Raw genomic sequence first — 16,610 nt, forward strand, 5'->3', positions numbered from 1 at the left:
AATAGAGAAAGAAAATATATAATTAAGAATTATGACTGTTTTTGACGGAAGTAATTGATTTGTCCTCCAGCTAATAAAACTTCTATTTGTCGATCGCTAAGCGTATGCTTTGCTAAAATAGTTTGTTTTTTATTGCCAATAATCACTTCTATTGGCTTTCTTGATTTGATAAGCTCTGGCAAGTTGTTGAGTGTTAATTTATCGCCATTTTCAATTAAATCATAATCCGTTGGGTTGACAAACTCTAAAGGAACGATGCCGAAATTTATAAGGTTTTGCCAACCTATTCTAGCATAGCTCTTTGCTATAACACACGATTGACCGAGAAATTTTGGAGCTAAAGCAGCATGTTCGCGACTAGACCCTTGAGCATAGTTTTCACCTGCGATTACGATAAAACTCGAATTCTTTTCTTTGTTTTCCATTGCTCTCTCATAAAAGTCAGGGTCTATGATATAATACGTCCATTTACTTATTTCAGGTATATTGCTTCTGAACGGCAGAACATTGGCTCCCGCTTTTAAAATTTCATCGGTTGATATATTATCGTCCATTTTTAACAGCACTGGCGCTGAAATGGAATTTTCTAATGGCGATGTTATTGGAATAGCTTTAATATTAGGCCCTTTTTCTAAATCATTTTCTGATTTGGCACTATCTGGAGCGATCAACATCTCCATATTGATTTCCGTATTTTGAGAGGAAGAATATTTAGGATACTTCAATCCGTAAAGTTTATTAAGATCTCTTGGGTCGGTAATTACGCCTGTAAGCGCTGATGCCGCAGCGGTTTCTGGGCTGCATAAGTAGACTTGATCGTTCTCTGTTCCAGATCTTCCCGGAAAGTTCCTAGGCATGGTTCGCAAGCTAATCTTGCCTGTTGCCGGAGCTTGTCCCATTCCGATGCAACCCATGCAACCTGATTGGTGTATCCTAGCGCCACTATGGACAAGGTCTGATAAGTGGCCATCTGTTGTTAAATTCTCAAGAATTTGTCTTGAAGTGGGGTTGATGTCTAATGATACGCTTGGATGAGTCATTTTGCCTTTCAGTATTTTGCTTGCCACCCAAAAGTCTCTGTATCCCGGGTTTGCTGAAGAGCCTATGACACATTGATAAACAGGTTTGCCTGCCACCTCCTTGACAGTGACAACTTTACCGGGACTGCTTGGACATGCTATTAAAGGTTCAAGTTTTGAAAGATCTATTTCATCGTATTTGTCATAATCACATTCAGGATCAGCAACTAATTCTTGCCAATCTTCAGCTCTTCCTTGTTGTTCTAAGAACTTTAGTGTCTGTTGATCAGATGGAAAGACTGTGCTTGTTGCGCCAAGTTCAGCTCCCATGTTTGCGATGACATGTCTATCCATAGCGGTAAGGCTGTCCAATCCTTCTCCGAAATATTCTAAAATGTATCCTCTTCCGCCTTTGACATCATATCGTCTGAGCATTTCAAGAATCACATCTTTGGCGCTTGTCCAATCGGGCAATTTATTTTTAAGGTGAATTCCGAAGATTTTGGGCATTTTCACGTAATAAGGCTCTCCAGCGATAACCATTGCCACATCGATGCCTCCAGTTCCCATTGCAAGCATTCCCATGCTACCGGCAGCGCATGTATGGCTGTCTGAGCCCACCATTGTTTTTCCAGGTTTTCCAAACCTTTCCATATGCACAGGATGACTTACTCCATTGCCGGGTCTGCTAAACCAAAGTCCGAATTTTTCTGCTGCTGATTTCAAAAACATGTGATCGTCTGCATTTTTGAAATCTGTTTGAAGCAGATTGTGATCCACGTATTGAACTGCTATTTCTGTCTTAGCTTGCTTTAAACCCATGGCCTCAAGCTCAAGTTGCACAAGTGTTCCTGTAGCATCCTGCATTAACGCTTGATCTATTTTTAGCCCAATTTCTTCACCAGGAATCATATTTCCTGTCAGAAGATGTGATTTTATCAGCTTTTGAGATACATTGAGTTGAGACTGCATTATTATAGAATTTTAAGGTGGACTTAGCAATACAACTAATTGAGATAATGAAAATGTTTTTAAATTGATGGGTTTATCTTAAAGGAGTGATTTTAAGAAGGTAAAAAAATATTTACTCAAAATTCATGAAATAAAATTATTAATGCTCAAATATTCAGAAATATCTATGAAATGATTATACTTTATTGGACTTTGATTAAAAGTATATGTGAATATTGTAAAAATTATATTGTATAATCTATTTATGAGTTGTACTCAAGGAGTTTTTAGCTTTATTAGCTGTGAAATTTAGCAACAAAAATTCATTCTATTATTTTTAAATAATGACCTGCATCATTTAAATATATTTCGAAAATTATAAATTTTGCAAGGTCGAAAACAAATTACGATTCAAAAAAAAATATTATGAAATTTAGATCAGGAGTTTTATTTGGTGATGAGGTGTCTCAGTTGCTAAGAGATGCGAATGTAAACAAGTACGCTTTGCCAGCTGTGAACACAATTGGTTCGGACTCAGTGAATGCAGTATTAGAGACTGCGGCTAAAGTAAACTCGCCTGTTATCGTTCAATTCTCCAATGGAGGGGCTAGCTTTTTCGCAGGTAAAGGCTTATCTAATGAAAATCAAAGGTCGGCTGTTGCAGGTTCTATCGTAGGAGCTCAGCAAGTTCACATTTTAGCGGAGCAATATGGAGTTCCAGTGATTCTTCATACTGACCACTGCGCTAAGAAATTATTGCCATGGATCGATGGTTTGTTGGAAGCAGGAGAGAAGCATTTCGCTGAGCATGGAAAGCCTTTGTTTTCTTCTCACATGATTGACTTGTCAGAAGAGCCTCTTGAAGAGAATATCGAAATCTGCAAGAAGTATTTGGCTAGAATGGCGAAAATCGGAATGACGCTAGAGATCGAATTGGGTATTACTGGTGGTGAAGAAGATGGTGTTGACAACACAGATGTTGATGCTTCTAAACTTTATACTCAACCTGAGGAGGTGAATTATGCATATGAGCAATTATTGGAAGTAAGCCCTAATTTTACGATTGCAGCTTCTTTTGGTAACGTTCATGGTGTTTATAAGCCAGGAAATGTTGTTCTTAAGCCTGAAATCTTAAGAGATTCTCAAGCTTATATCAAAGAAAAGCATAATACAATTGACAATCCAGTAAACTTTGTATTCCATGGTGGGTCTGGTTCAGAGCCTGCTAAGATCAAGGAAGCTTTAGGTTATGGATCTATTAAGATGAATATCGATACTGATATGCAGTGGGCTACTTGGGAAGGTATCATGAACTATTACAAGTCTAATGAAGCTTATTTGCAAAGCCAAATTGGTAACCCGGATGGTGATGATTCTCCAAACAAAAAATATTATGACCCAAGAGTTTGGTTGAGAAAAGCTCAAGAGTCATTTGTTACAAGATTGGAGCAAGCATTTGAAGATTTGAATTGCATTAATAGAAATGCTTAGTTAAAAGCATTTTGAATAAAAAAATAGGTTACCGAATTCGGCAACCTATTTTTTTATGAATTTAATTCTACATTTTAGAACCAATATTGGGCGGCAAAATATACTCTATTTGCTTGTCCGAATACATCGTTTATATCATGTCTATTGGCATAAACATATTCTAAGGCTATTTGGAATGCATCAGTAGCATGATAAGATACGTTGCCTGATGTATAATGACCTTTTAGGATCGCGTCACCGTCAAATCTGTCATATCCATCATATTTTGGCTTGTCAATAAAAAGATATGAGTATGTGAATGTCGAGCTCCATTTTCTAGCCCAAAAATGTTGATAGGCTCCCATAATACCATACGATGGAGGCACGGCCACATTTTCCCCTGTTAAACTTGGCAATGCATCCCATCCTGGGAATCCCCATGTAGTTACATAGTAGTCTCCTAATCCTCGACCATAGTTTGCTTGGAATATAATATTACTTTTACTGTAAAGGTAGAATTTACCAGTTAAACTTGCTCCAGCTCCGATCGTCGTTTTTCTAGCATTGACAGTTTCATCAGTATTTAAAGTTGCGTAACGAAATGATCTAATGATACCAGCAAGTCTCAATATTGATCCGTTGTTGTACTTATAGCCAACCGCGCCAACAATATCAGGAACTGATTGATTGATTCTGCCAATTGTTCTGTTGTCAACAGGAGTTTCCGTCCCAACGACATTGGTATAATCAATTGAAAAGTCTGGTTGTTCCGCAGCGATTTGAACCGTGAATTTCTTGCCGAAAACATGTGTGTATCTAGCAATAGCTTTACGTTGCCAAAGAACAGAAGAAGGACCGTTGAAGTCAAATACATTTGGCCAAGCATTACCATCACTCATTGTTGTCCAGTCAAAACCAAATCTAAACCCTTTGTATTCGACCCACCCCAATCTTAATCTGAATATATGTCCTCCACTTCCATGAAAGTCACCTTCTACAGTTGTGATGATTTCACCGTCTCCAGTATCGTAGAAACTTTCGACTTTGATCCTGTTTTGTCGACCGTCCATATGGAATCTTTTGTTTCTCCAAGTATCGGTTCCTGTTGGAGCGATATTTTGTATGTAGATCTCATCATCAGGTACTCCACCGGTAATATCATATAGTGAGTTTAGCTGGATCAGTCCTCCTACATCAACGCGGAATTTAGGTTGAGATTCACTTTCTGTAGTTGGAGTAGTGTAAACAGTAAATCCTTTTACTTTAGGAGAAGGTTTGTTGCCTCCTCCTCCATTTGCATATCCTTGGAAAGATATTGCTAAGGCTAGTAAAGCCAATAAAAAAGTAGAATGTTTCATATTGTTTTAGAATTTGAGCGTAATGGTTTAGAGTAAAATTCCTGCAAGTCCAAAGCCTACAGCAATTGCTACAAAAGAGGCGACTAACCCCGGCCTCATAAAACTATGATTGATTACATATTTCCCAATTTTAGTTGTTCCTGTTCTGTCAAACCCAATCGCGGCGACGACTGTAGGATAATTAGGTATAAAGAAATACCCATTAACAGCCGGGAACATGGCGATCAAGAATGGATAAGGAATTCCTAAGGCGATTCCTAGTGGCATCAAGGCTCTGATAGTGGCGGCTTGACTGTAAAGCAAAATGGACATTATAAATAGAGCGATAGCAAATGTCCACGGAGCAGATTGTACCATATTTTCTATGCCAGAGCTTATGAACTCGTAATTGCCTTTGATGAATGTGTCACCCATCCAAGCTATACCAAAAATCGCGATTACAGCTTCGCTGCCAGCTTTGAATATTGTTCCATTAGATACAGCTTTGACATTCACCTTGCTAGTGATTAGAATCAATGCGGCAATGGTTAGCATTACCATTTCTATAGTTGCCGGCATGCCTAGCTTTATGAGCTCTCCATCAATGTTCCAGCTGGGTCTTAATTCTGGGAAAGTCCCAAAAAAGACTACAGAAATTGCTGCGAACAAGAAGAGAGCTACCGATATTTTAGCTTTTTTATCGATTGTTTTAGTTTCTTCTTTTTCGCTTTTTTCATCAAAAAGAGCTTTTACAAATTCAGGGTCTTTCATTTTTTCGATGAATTCAGGGTCTTTTTCAAGTTCTTTACCCATTTTGTTGACCGATAATGCTCCAACGAGAACACCGCAAATGGTCGACGGGATACATATCATAAGTATATCAATGAGCTCAATGCCCTGGCTTGATAATAAAGCAACTAAAGCAACAGTCGCGGCTGATATTGGGCTTGCGGTTATAGCTTGTTGAGAAGCGATAACGGCGATACTCAAAGGTCTTTCTGGTCTAACTTTCGTTTTTGTAGCAACTTCAGCAATAACAGGTAGAACGGAATATGCTACATGGCCTGTCCCTGCGAAAAGGGTGAAAGTGTAGGTTACTAGAGGAGCGTAAAAAGTGATTCTTTTTGGGTTTTTCTTGAGAATATTTTCAGCAATGCTCACTAAATAATCCATTCCCCCTGCGGCTTGCAAACATGAAGCTGCCGTGATGACCGATATTATCATCAACATAACATCTACTGGAGGAGCCGTTGGTTGGAGACCAAAAACAAAAGTAAGTATGATAAGTCCCATTCCCCCCATTACCCCAAGCCCTATACCTCCGAGTCTTGCTCCAATGAAAATGGCACCTATTACAAGAATAAATTCTATCCAAAACATATGTTGATATTTAAATGCGTATAAACAAAAGAGCATGATCTATGCCATGCTCTTTTGGGTGGTATCGAAGATTAAAATTCTAAGAAGTTTTCCTGAATTTTCACGTAGTCTTTAGTTTTTGTAAGAGAAAGCATTAGTAGAACACGAGCTTTTTGCGGGTTGAGGAAATCTGATGCGATGAAACCATATTTTTCATCGTCAACTTCCGCTCCAAGCGTCGTGCGACCAGACCCAACTCTCGCCGATCTCACTACTTTGATGCCTTGTTTTACCGCTCTTTCCAGTTGATCCATTGCAGTTGGGTATATGTTCCCATTTCCTACACCAGCGAATACTATTCCATCCACTTTTTCATTGATAAGCGTTTTGATTAGATTTTCGTTAGTGTTTGAGTAACCGTATACGATGTCAACTTGAGGCAGGGATGTGCGATCTGTGATGTCAAACACAGTTTCAGCAGTGGTTCTTTTTTCAGTTCTTTGATAGTATACTGGAACAGCATCGTATACATATCCTAAGATTCCGAATTCTCTTCCTGTGAAAGCGTTTACTGCAGTAGTGTTGGTTTTCGTAACGAATCTTGCAGCGATGATCTCATCATTCAATGTTACCAATACACCTCTTCCCCAAGAATCTTTTCTTGCAGCTATCCCTATGGCATTGTAAAGGTTTTTTGGGCCGTCAGCTGAGAGAGCTGTAGCTGATCTCATTGCTCCTACAAAAACGATGGGCTTGTCAGTCGCGGTAGTTAGATCAACAAAGAATGCTGTTTCTTCCATTGTATCCGTACCGTGTGTGATAACGATGCCGTCCACATTGTCATCATTGGCTAGCTCTTTGATTTTCTTAGCGATTTTCAGCCATGTCTCATTGTTCATGGCTTGTGAACCGATGTTAGCTACTTGCTGCCCTGAAAGGTTAGCGAACTCCTTAGCTTCAGGCACCGCTTCAATTAACTCTTCTACCGGTAATTGACCTGCTTTGTATTGGCCTTTTACAGAGGAGCCTCCGGCTCCTGCGATTGTGCCGCCAGTCGCTAAAATTACAATATTTGGTTTTTTCTGCGCTAGTGCGTCAATGGACACAATAGCCATCAAAGCAATGATTAATATGCTTGATCTTAGATTGTTAAAGAGATTTGATTGCATAACAATGAAATTATTTATTGATGAATTTCGGGTTCATAAGATTCTCAACAGATAGCACTTCGTCAAGCTTTTCTTTTGTCATAAGCTTTCTTTCCAATACTATATCATAGATAGAACCTCCTGTTTGTAAAGCTTCTTTGGCTATGGATGCTGAGTTTTCGTAACCTATGATAGGGTTGAGTTGAGTTACGATTCCAATTGAGTTCAACACCATGTTTTTGCAGATCTCCTCATTAGCCGTGATGCCATCAATGCATTTTTCTCTTAGCGTGTTGAACCCGTTTTTAAGTATTTGGATATTGTTAAACAGGTTGTAAGCGATAACCGGTTCCATTACATTTAATTGCAATTGTCCGCCTTCCGCTGCTAAAGAAATAGTAACATCAGTTCCAATCACTTGAAAAGCAATTTGGTTCATAACTTCAGGAATTACAGGGTTTACTTTTCCCGGCATGATTGAAGATCCTGGTTGCATTCGAGGTAGATTGATTTCGTTTAATCCGGCTCTAGGTCCTGAAGAAAGCAATCGCAAGTCATTGCAAATCTTTGATATTTTTACTGCAACTCTTTTAAATACCCCAGAGATCTGCACATATGCTCCAGTGTCAGAAGTTGCTTCTACCAAGTTTGGCGAAAGTGTGACAGGAATATTAGTGATTTCCGCTAAATGTTTGGTCGCTAGTTCAGGATATCCTATCGGAGCATTTACTCTAGTTCCAATAGCTGTAGCTCCTAAATTTATTTCTGTGATCAGATCTCTAGCTTCTTCGACTCTTTTAATATCTTCTTTGATCGTATCTGAAAATGCGTTGAATTCTTGCCCTAAAGACATTGGAACTGCGTCTTGAAGTTGAGTTCTTCCCATCTTCAACACATTCTTGAATTCTTCTCCTTTTTTTGAAAATGATTTTTCCAGTTGATTCATCGAGTCTAGAAGCTCATTGATCAGCATGAACAGGGAAATTCTAAATGCAGTAGGGTATGCGTCATTCGTTGATTGAGAAAAGTTTACATGGTTGTTGGGATGAACCACATCGTAATTTCCTTTAGGCTCGCCAAGTATTTCAAGAGCTTTATTGGCGATTACTTCATTGGCATTCATATTTGTGGAAGTTCCAGCACCACCTTGTAGCACGTCTACTTTGAATTGATCAATGAGTTCGCCTACTATAATTGAGTCGCAAGCTTTGCATATCGCATCAGCAACTTTTGGCTCGATAACCTCGAGTTCTTTATTGGCTAATGCCGCCGCTTTTTTTACATAAGCTAAACCTTTAATGAAGAGTGGAGTGGAAGAAATAGGTATTCCAGTTATATGAAAATTATCCAAAGCTCTTAGTGTTTGGACTCCATAGTAGGCACTGTCGTCAAGTTCTCTTTCTCCTAAAAAGTCGTGTTCAATTCGGGTGTTTTGGCTCATTTTTTAAAAATTTAATTGATTTCTATTTATTGTTAAGCATTGGATATTGCGCCTTTCACAAATTTGCATATCAATAGCTGTGCTAAATTTCCTAATAGGCTTGCATTAATCTGTTTGCTAAAAAGATTTAAAAGGATTATTACGAATGATTAATTCATGAAATATTCTTAATGAATATATCTTAATTTATGTATTGGCAATAATAGTGCAGTTTTTAATTTTGAGGTGTTGTTAAAAAAATATTTTCAATTAATAATATGCTATAGGTTGAATTTCATTTCCTAATAGGATGTCATATGAAAAGTATATCAGAGTATTTATTAAAATGTAAGCTTATGTTTTTGATAAATAGTAAATGTTATTGATTTGTCTTTACTAGTTTTAAAAAGTGTAATGATGAAAAATATTATTTGAATTAAATTAATTCCTGTGTTTTGATATTATTTTGTTTTAAATGACGAAATGTATATTAGTTTGCTCTAATTATATTGTGAAAGTAAAAGTATGTCAATGTTTACTAATATGCAAGTATAGTGATTTGATTTATTAAATTAAACCTTGAAAATATGAGTGAGCATAAAAAATAATGAAGGGATAAATTGATTTAATTCTATTTTTTTAGATCGTAGTAATTTTGAAGTGTGCTTGAAAAATCAATAATTGAACTTGAATGCTTACTTTTAATTTCAGGAATGGAAATTATGGTTGATGGTATATTGTACTTGGCAAGGTATCTTTCAAATATTTTTACGGAATCCTTAAGAATGATAGGGTCGTTAGCAGGAAATTCGTTGTAAGCTAGTCCTATGATTGGTATGTTTCTGGTTGTGCATACATCCAAGCTCATTAGAGTGTGGTTTATGCTTCCGAGTTTTGAACTGGATACGATTAATGTGGGTATTTTGTGTTTTTCGATAAAATCAAGCGTTGTGAAATCTTCGGTGATTGGCACCATCAATCCTCCAGCGCCTTCTAAAAGAACAATCTCGTATGAATCTTCCAGAGTTTTGTTTGATTCTTCTATTTTAGAAATATCCACAGTTTTGCCTTCAAGAGCGGCGGATAAATGAGGGGAGGCGGGATGCTTGAAAACTATAGGGTTTGTTGTCTTGTCCAAGTCTTCTTTGAATAAGTCGACATTCATGATTTCTCTATGAGCAACAATATCTTCAGCTACTTTGCTTGTGTCGCACCCCGTTTGAATGATTTTCTGTGTGATGACATTGATATTTTGGCTTAACAGCCATTTTGCAAACAGTCCTGTGACAATACTCTTGCCTGAATCAGTGTCTATGCCTGTGATGAAGATTGTATTATTAAACATTTTTCTTTTTTCCTATGATATAAAGTGGATTGTAAGTCAATGTGTACCCTTTGTCGGATTGATATTGGCTATATTTTCTTTGGAAGTTTTGAAGAGATGATTTGTTCCAAGTTGTTTTGCTGATCCCGTTGACCCCGGTTAGTTTCAAGTGACGCAGTATGTCAATGGGTGATTGAAAATAAATGCACTTGGTTTCTTCTTCAAAGTGAAGTATGTCGAAATGTTTTTTAAAAGCATCAAGAAGTTTGCTAGTATCATAAGTTAAGCCAGCTCCTGTAATTTCTTTTATTTCATAAAGGTTCTTGTTCCCAAATGATGAAATTGCGATTGTTGCTTGTTTATCGGTTGAATGGTGCAGTTTTTCCGCGAAAGCTCGAATGTCAGTAATCCATTGAATGGTGGATGCTGAAAATATCGAATTGGTATTGGCAGGGAAGTCTATCTTTTCGATATCACCTGATAAAAAATCGATTTTACTTTTTTCTTCATTGGACATTTTGCTTAAAAGTGAAAAAATAGCATTGGGGTTTAAATCATTAGCAAAGATATGCTTGGGGGCTTTGTTCATGATCTCTCTAGTTAAGAATCCTGTTCCACAGCCTATTTCAAAGATTGTTTGATTAGTTACAGAAAAATGATCTTGAGATAGCTTGAATAGTTTGGAAGCGATGCTTTTTTGAATTTTGGCATTGCTGTCGTAAGTCTTTAAGCTTTTGTCGAATCTTTCTTTGACAAGTTCTTTGTTCATGATCTCCACTGCACACTTCTATTGATTTGTCGAGGCAAAGTTAAACATGAAATTGATAATTGGACAAACTTTGCTAATTGAAATTTATAAAAATTATAATAAGGCAATTTCATCCCAACTCTTCCATAAATGAAATGGGTAGTGGGAGTCATTTAGCGTTATGATATCTGTTTTTCCATCCCAAAATGAATGTTGATTGTTTGAGGGAATGATTAAGTCGTTTTCGGAAATTACTGCTTTATCAAAGTTTGCAAATACGTTGCTTTCAGATTTGATATCGTCAAAGAGTTCTTTTAATTCTGTTTTTACATTTTCAAATTCTCTTGTTGGCAAATGCTCGAAAAAAAAGGTTTCACCCGGTGATTTGAAGCACATTCTTTTTCTGAATTTAAGAAGATTCCTTTCATTCAGATTTTCCAAAGTTCCTAAGAATATTTTTTCAGGAATCCCAAATTGATCATTAATAGGTTGAAGTGTGCCATTGATAGCGATTTTTTTATCACAACGAACGCCTTTGTTATGGTTAAGGAATTGGTTTGATTTCCAAACGCCTAATGACCAGCTGATTAACACTACATTTTTATACTCATTTATTCTTCTTTCATCAATCATGTCTTGATGATTGGAATCACTGTAATCGAATATATGCAATAGATCAAAATCATTGGAATGCAGATGCTTGAATGGAGAAATATCCATGCCCCATCCGTTAAAGAAGATGATTAAGTTGTTCGAGTCTTTTGTTATCCAATTAGTTGTCATTGTTGTAAATCGCAGTCAAGTAGGTTTGAAGTTAAGGATTTTATTTCGTTTTCTGTATGAGAAGCGCTCATAGAAATTCTAAGCCTCGAGGAGTTTTTAGGCACTGTAGGAGGTCTTACAGGCATAATAATAAATCCTTTTTTGAATAGATAGTCGGATAGTTGAATCGTTTTGCCACTGTCTCCAATAATGATAGGCAGTATTTGGGTTTCAGATGGAATTGAAAGCCCCGAGTAGCTCATCAGTTCTTTTAAAAGTTTAATATTATTGAAGAGGGCTTCTCGTTCTTTGTCAGCTTGCATGATATATGGAAAAACATGCAAGTTCCATTTGATATTGATAGGAGGCAAGGAAGTCGTATAGATAAAAGACCTCATGCTATTAACCAGATATTCCTTGAAAACTCTTGAGCAGGCTACGTAAGCTCCGATGGAATTCATGGTTTTGCCAAAAGTTCCCACAATGAAATCCACATCGTCAATGATGCCTAGCGCTTCGCAAATTCCCAAGCCTTTCTTGCCATGAGTCCCCAAAGCATGCGCTTCGTCAACATATAAGAATGTTTCAAACCTCTTTTTTAACTCTACCAATTCTTTTAAAGGGGCTATATCCCCATCCATGCTGAAGATGCTTTCCGTAACAATAAAAATATTGTTGTATAAATGAGCCTTTTTCTCGAGTATTGATTTTAAATGTTCGATGTCATTATGTCGATACCTGGTGAAATCTGCTGGAGATAGTTTTAAGCCATCAATGATACTTGCGTGGTTTAGTTTGTCGCTGATTATCAGATCACCTTTTTTGCTGATAGCAGGCAATATACCAATATTCGCATGGTAGCCACTATTGAAAAAAAGAACGTTTTCTTTATTATACGCTTTGGCAATTAGCTCTTCAAGCTGAAAATATTCTTCATAATTCCCAGTCATCAGTCTTGAAGCGCAAGAGCCAAATTGAGTTTTATCTAAATCGGTTTTGGACAGAAACTCTTTAAGCAAAACTTTATTGGTGGAAATACCTAAATAATCATTGCTTGAGAAATTGATGAAATTATATCCAGTCGATGATTTAAGAACTCTGTATTGATTTTCATTTCGCAGAAAATCAAGTTGCTCGCTGTATAAGTCAATGTTATTGTGAGGCATAAGTTTATGGTTAGGATTTGGCTACATGATAAATCGCTTGTGTAAGCTTGGTCAGTTGCTCTTCCGAAATTGTAAATGGAGGCATGATGTAAATAAGTTTATTGAAAGGCCTAATCCATACGCCCATTTCAACAAATCTCTTTTGCAAGATTTCCATGTTTACATTTTCATGCATTTCAACTACGCCTATAGCTCCCAAAACTCTGACTTCTTTTACGGAATTCAAATTTGAGCATTTTTGCAGTTCTGATTTGAGTTGATTTGAAATCTTTTTTACTCTGTCTTGCCAAGGGGAAGAAAGCAGTAGATTGATGCTGGCTATCGCCGCTGAGCAAGCCAAGGGATTGCCCATGAATGTCGGACCATGCATGAAGACTCCCGGCTCTCCATTGCTGATTGTCGATGCTACTTTATGATTGGCTACAGTGCAAGCCATAGTCATATATCCTCCAGTAAGCGCTTTGCCAAGGCATAGGATATCAGGAGCAATTTGTGTGTGGTTGGTCGCGAATAGTTCGCCTGTGCGCCCAAAGCCTGTAGCGATCTCATCGAATATTAATAATATGTCGTAACTGTCGCAGAGTTTCCTTAATTGGTTTAGGTATTCGGGATGATAAAATCTCATTCCTCCTGCGCCTTGCACTATAGGCTCAATAATTATAGCGCAAATATTATGGCTTTCAGCTTTGAGAATGCTTTCAATTTCATCCATTTCTTCATTATTCCATTCTTCTTCCGGCTTTATATTAGGCGAAGGAGCAAAATAATGAATAGGCAAGGTGTTCTTGAATATATGGTGCATGCCATTTACAGGGTCGCAAACTGACATCGCATGATATGTGTCACCGTGATATCCCGATTTAACCGTTAACAGCTTGCTTTTTTCAGGCTTCCCTAAAGTATAGAAATATTGCATAGCCATTTTGATAGCTACTTCTATCGAGACCGATCCTGAATCGGCATAAAAGATCTTTTCGAGCCCTTCAGGAAGAATTTCTAAAAGTTTTTGGCCTAGTTCTATCGCTGGCGAGTGAGTAAGGCCGCCAAACATAACATGGCTCATGCTTGTGATTTGTTTTTCCAAGCATTTGTTTATTTCAGGAACGTTATATCCATGGATAGCTGCCCACCAAGAACTCATGCCATCGATGAGGATTTCTCCTGTGGCGAGGTGAATCTCACAGCCAGTTGCTTTTTCCACAGGGAATACAGGGAGCGGATTATTGAACGACGTGTAAGGATGCCAAAGGTGCTCTTTGTCAAAGCTGAGCTTGTCTGTCCAGCTACTCAAATTTGAATTTACATCATTTTGCATGGCGTAAAAATAGTAAAATCAAAGATTATACAACATAGGCCTGCATCATGGTTAACTGATTTTTGATATTATCCAGAAAATTGCGCTTAGAAGAATGCTTAATAATATGCTTGTTCCTAATGGGAAATAGAATTGCATGTTTTTGGATTTGTAGCTAAAGTCACCTGGGAGTCTTCCAAGCCAGTTCCAAATATTAAATCCTGGTATGTAGAAGGTTAGACCCGCTATTATTAATAGAATACCAATAATTATCAATGTTTTTGCCATAGCCTATGTTACGATACTTTGAGGATATTGTTAGCTTGAGATTGTGATTTTGCTTTGTGGTCAATGCAAAGGCTCTTTTATTGATAATTTTTTTTATTTATCTCTGCAATTTATATTTTCATGCAAATTCAAACGTTGTTTTGAGGTGAAAAAGATGACGAGACAGCGAAAAAATTATAATTAGCATGATAAAGAAATTATATGTGATCAGGCATGGAGAGACTGCTTACAATCACAATGGAATAGTGCAGGGTCGAAAAATCGATGCTGATTTGAATGAAAAGGGCAGGGAGCAGGCTGATTCATTTTATAATAAATACAAGGCTTTTGATTTCGACGTGTGTTTTACATCAACGTTGAAACGAACTCATCAGACAGTTGATGGTTTTTTGAAAGATGGATTGCAATGGTACCAGTTTTCAGGACTTGATGAAATGAATTATGGTGAGTTTGAAGGCAAGCAAGCTGGGAATGGAGAAGAAGGTTCCGCAGTTGAATTGATGAACAAATGGAATGACGGCTTTTTGAATCTTAAGCCTGAAGGAGGCGAAGGGCCTTATGATGTTATGAAAAGACAGCAAGAAGCTTTTTCGGATATTTTGGGGATGAATTTCAATAATGCTTTGGTATGCATGCATAGCAGGGCAATTAGAATCATGCTTTGTTGGATGCAAGATCTAAATATGATTGAAATGAAAAACTTGGGGTCTGTGAATACAGGTTTGTCAATCATCAGTTATGATCCAAAGGCAGAGAAGTATACTTTGGAAGAGTTTAATAATACAGATCATCTGTAAGTAATGAGAATTTAATAAAAAGGTAACTTCTTAGCAGAATCATTTTGTTGCATGTTCCGTTGTAGTAATTGAATATGTAATTTTTTATACTAGGAAAGGATATTTTTATTTTTCAATGTTTAGAGGCTTGATTGAAGCCTCTTTTTTTGTTCCGTTAAATTTTGAATATAAGTGTTTTGATCTCAAAGTTTGTTGTATGCTAAGCTAAATTCAAAGCAAGCGAATGAAATATGATATATTGTTTTTTGTGCTTTTTTAGATGAGTTATAAAAGGATTTTTTGAAAAAGTGCTGGTGAGGCAAATAAGTGTGTTTCAATAGGAACAATTTCTGTGTTTAGGAATTATAGATATTGCATATGCAATACATGATGCAAATCATAAAAATTGAAGACCTATTTGGGTTGTATTTATCGAATTGAATAGTAATTTTGTAATGTTAATATTTTTATAACATAATTAAGTATTGAAACTGATGTCTAAAATTAAAGTAGGTATTAACGGATTCGGGAGAATCGGTAGATTGGTTTTCCGCGCAGCACAAACAAGAGAGAATATCGAAGTTGTAGGTATCAACGACCTTTTGGATGTTGACTACATTGCATATATGCTTAAGTATGACTCTGTTCATGGAAGATTTGACGGCGAAGTATCTGTGGAAAACGGAAACTTGGTTGTTAATGGAACTACTATCAGAGTTTCAGCTGAGAGAAATCCAGAAGATTTGAAGTGGGATGAGATTGGTGCGGAATATGTAGTTGAATCAACTGGTTTGTTCTTGACTAAAGAGACTGCTCAAAAGCATATCACTGCTGGTGCTAAGAAAGTAGTTATGTCTGCTCCTTCTAAAGATGACACTCCAATGTTCGTAATGGGAGTAAATCATGAGTCATTGACAGCTGAAGACACTATTGTTTCTAATGCTTCTTGTACTACTAACTGCTTGGCTCCTGTTGCTAAAGTATTGAACGACAAGTATGGTATCCTTGAAGGTTTGATGACTACTGTTCACGCGACTACAGCTACTCAAAAGACTGTAGATGGTCCTTCAATGAAAGACTGGAGAGGTGGAAGATCTGCTCTTAACAACATTATCCCTTCTTCAACTGGTGCTGCTAAAGCTGTAGGTAAAGTTATTCCTGCGTTGAATGGCAAGCTTACAGGTATGGCTTTCAGAGTTCCTACTGCTGACGTATCAGTAGTTGACTTGACAGTTCGTTTGGAGAAAGGCGCTTCTTACGAAGAGATCAAAGCAGCTATGAAAGAAGCTTCTGAGAATGAATTGAACGGAATCTTAGGGTATGTTGAAGAAGATCTAGTATCTCAAGACTTCGTTACAGATCCAAGAACTTCAATCTTTGACGCTAAAGCTGGTATCGCTTTGAATGATAACTTCGTTAAAGTTGTATCTTGGTATGACAATGAGTGGGGTTACTCTAACAAAGTATTGGATTTGTTGAGCCACATGGCAACAATCTAATTTTTGATAAAATAGAAGATTTTAAAAGCCGGCTGATAGCCGGCTTTTT

Annotated in this window: 14 protein-coding genes; 3 read left to right on the forward strand and 11 right to left on the reverse strand. The window is 37.2% G+C overall.

The window, feature by feature from the left end; all coding sequences use genetic code 11:
* Positions 1 to 29 precede the first annotated feature (29 nt).
* Complete coding sequence (locus AABK36_RS07855; protein WP_309939283.1) at positions 30 to 1,991, reverse strand: aconitate hydratase; 1,962 nt, start codon at positions 1,989 to 1,991, stop codon at positions 30 to 32.
* A 405-nt stretch (positions 1,992 to 2,396) separates the two neighbouring features.
* Here AABK36_RS07855 and fbaA point away from each other — a divergent pair, with 405 nt between their 5' ends.
* Positions 2,397 to 3,461: a class II fructose-bisphosphate aldolase gene (gene fbaA, locus AABK36_RS07860; protein ID WP_309939284.1), complete on the forward strand. Its 1,065-nt coding sequence runs from the start codon at positions 2,397 to 2,399 to the stop codon at positions 3,459 to 3,461.
* A gap of 74 nt (positions 3,462 to 3,535) precedes the next feature.
* Here fbaA and AABK36_RS07865 read toward each other — a convergent pair whose 3' ends face one another.
* The 10 genes from AABK36_RS07865 to AABK36_RS07910 form a co-directional block, all read right to left on the reverse strand.
* A complete protein-coding gene (locus AABK36_RS07865) occupies positions 3,536 to 4,798 on the reverse strand; it encodes a DcaP family trimeric outer membrane transporter (protein ID WP_309939286.1) in 1,263 nt (420 codons plus the stop codon).
* Positions 4,799 to 4,825: 27 nt separating this feature from the next.
* Positions 4,826 to 6,157 carry an anaerobic C4-dicarboxylate transporter family protein gene (locus AABK36_RS07870; RefSeq protein ID WP_309939287.1) on the reverse strand — a complete coding sequence of 444 codons (1,332 nt, stop codon included), beginning with the start codon at positions 6,155 to 6,157 and terminating at the stop codon, positions 4,826 to 4,828.
* 71 nt (positions 6,158 to 6,228) lie between these two features.
* Complete coding sequence (locus AABK36_RS07875; protein WP_309939288.1) at positions 6,229 to 7,305, reverse strand: type II asparaginase; 1,077 nt, start codon at positions 7,303 to 7,305, stop codon at positions 6,229 to 6,231.
* A gap of 10 nt (positions 7,306 to 7,315) precedes the next feature.
* On the reverse strand, positions 7,316 to 8,725 hold the full coding sequence (aspA, locus tag AABK36_RS07880; RefSeq protein WP_309939289.1) for an aspartate ammonia-lyase: 1,410 nt from the start codon (positions 8,723 to 8,725) through the stop codon (positions 7,316 to 7,318).
* A gap of 610 nt (positions 8,726 to 9,335) precedes the next feature.
* Positions 9,336 to 10,049: a dethiobiotin synthase gene (bioD, locus tag AABK36_RS07885; protein WP_309939290.1), complete on the reverse strand. Its 714-nt coding sequence runs from the start codon at positions 10,047 to 10,049 to the stop codon at positions 9,336 to 9,338.
* Positions 10,042 to 10,797, reverse strand: a complete 756-nt coding sequence (gene bioC / locus AABK36_RS07890; protein WP_309939292.1) for a malonyl-ACP O-methyltransferase BioC — start codon at positions 10,795 to 10,797, stop codon at positions 10,042 to 10,044. Before bioC ends, bioD begins: the two co-directional genes overlap by 8 nt.
* 93 nt (positions 10,798 to 10,890) lie before the next feature.
* The gene (locus AABK36_RS07895) at positions 10,891 to 11,559 is read right to left on the reverse strand and encodes a DUF452 family protein (RefSeq protein ID WP_309939294.1); all 669 of its coding nucleotides are present in this window, start codon (positions 11,557 to 11,559) and stop codon (positions 10,891 to 10,893) included.
* Entirely contained in the window at positions 11,556 to 12,704 is a 1,149-nt protein-coding gene (locus tag AABK36_RS07900) for an aminotransferase class I/II-fold pyridoxal phosphate-dependent enzyme (RefSeq protein ID WP_309939295.1), read from the reverse strand. Before AABK36_RS07900 ends, AABK36_RS07895 begins: the two co-directional genes overlap by 4 nt.
* Positions 12,705 to 12,714: 10 nt before the next feature.
* Positions 12,715 to 14,019, reverse strand: coding sequence for an adenosylmethionine--8-amino-7-oxononanoate transaminase (bioA, locus tag AABK36_RS07905; RefSeq protein WP_309939296.1), 1,305 nt, complete (start codon positions 14,017 to 14,019; stop codon positions 12,715 to 12,717).
* A 51-nt stretch (positions 14,020 to 14,070) separates the two neighbouring features.
* Positions 14,071 to 14,286, reverse strand: a complete 216-nt coding sequence (locus AABK36_RS07910; protein ID WP_309939297.1) for a DUF2905 domain-containing protein — start codon at positions 14,284 to 14,286, stop codon at positions 14,071 to 14,073.
* Between the two features lie 185 nt (positions 14,287 to 14,471).
* On the opposite strand from AABK36_RS07910, the gene AABK36_RS07915 reads away from it, so the two are divergent.
* Positions 14,472 to 15,083 carry a histidine phosphatase family protein gene (locus tag AABK36_RS07915; RefSeq protein ID WP_309939298.1) on the forward strand — a complete coding sequence of 204 codons (612 nt, stop codon included), beginning with the start codon at positions 14,472 to 14,474 and terminating at the stop codon, positions 15,081 to 15,083.
* 473 nt (positions 15,084 to 15,556) lie between these two features.
* Positions 15,557 to 16,561, forward strand: a complete 1,005-nt coding sequence (gene gap / locus AABK36_RS07920) for a type I glyceraldehyde-3-phosphate dehydrogenase (RefSeq protein ID WP_309939299.1) — start codon at positions 15,557 to 15,559, stop codon at positions 16,559 to 16,561.
* Positions 16,562 to 16,610 lie beyond the last annotated feature (49 nt).

Origin of the sequence: Aureibacter tunicatorum (genome assembly GCF_036492635.1) — a bacterium.
In the GTDB taxonomy this organism is placed as follows: domain Bacteria; phylum Bacteroidota; class Bacteroidia; order Cytophagales; family Cyclobacteriaceae; genus Aureibacter; species Aureibacter tunicatorum.

Coding starts and splice junctions, on each gene's coding strand:
- bioC (WP_309939292.1), bottom strand. CDS start 10,797: ATGAACAAAGAACTTGTCAAAGAAAGATTCGACAAAAGCTTAAAGACT.
- AABK36_RS07865 (WP_309939286.1), bottom strand. CDS start 4,798: ATGAAACATTCTACTTTTTTATTGGCTTTACTAGCCTTAGCAATATCT.
- AABK36_RS07910 (WP_309939297.1), bottom strand. CDS start 14,286: ATGGCAAAAACATTGATAATTATTGGTATTCTATTAATAATAGCGGGT.
- AABK36_RS07895 (WP_309939294.1), bottom strand. CDS start 11,559: ATGACAACTAATTGGATAACAAAAGACTCGAACAACTTAATCATCTTC.
- fbaA (WP_309939284.1), top strand. CDS start 2,397: ATGAAATTTAGATCAGGAGTTTTATTTGGTGATGAGGTGTCTCAGTTG.
- bioA (WP_309939296.1), bottom strand. CDS start 14,019: ATGCAAAATGATGTAAATTCAAATTTGAGTAGCTGGACAGACAAGCTC.
- AABK36_RS07875 (WP_309939288.1), bottom strand. CDS start 7,305: ATGCAATCAAATCTCTTTAACAATCTAAGATCAAGCATATTAATCATT.
- AABK36_RS07855 (WP_309939283.1), bottom strand. CDS start 1,991: ATGCAGTCTCAACTCAATGTATCTCAAAAGCTGATAAAATCACATCTT.
- AABK36_RS07915 (WP_309939298.1), top strand. CDS start 14,472: ATGATAAAGAAATTATATGTGATCAGGCATGGAGAGACTGCTTACAAT.
- AABK36_RS07900 (WP_309939295.1), bottom strand. CDS start 12,704: ATGCCTCACAATAACATTGACTTATACAGCGAGCAACTTGATTTTCTG.
- aspA (WP_309939289.1), bottom strand. CDS start 8,725: ATGAGCCAAAACACCCGAATTGAACACGACTTTTTAGGAGAAAGAGAA.
- AABK36_RS07870 (WP_309939287.1), bottom strand. CDS start 6,157: ATGTTTTGGATAGAATTTATTCTTGTAATAGGTGCCATTTTCATTGGA.
- gap (WP_309939299.1), top strand. CDS start 15,557: ATGTCTAAAATTAAAGTAGGTATTAACGGATTCGGGAGAATCGGTAGA.
- bioD (WP_309939290.1), bottom strand. CDS start 10,049: ATGTTTAATAATACAATCTTCATCACAGGCATAGACACTGATTCAGGC.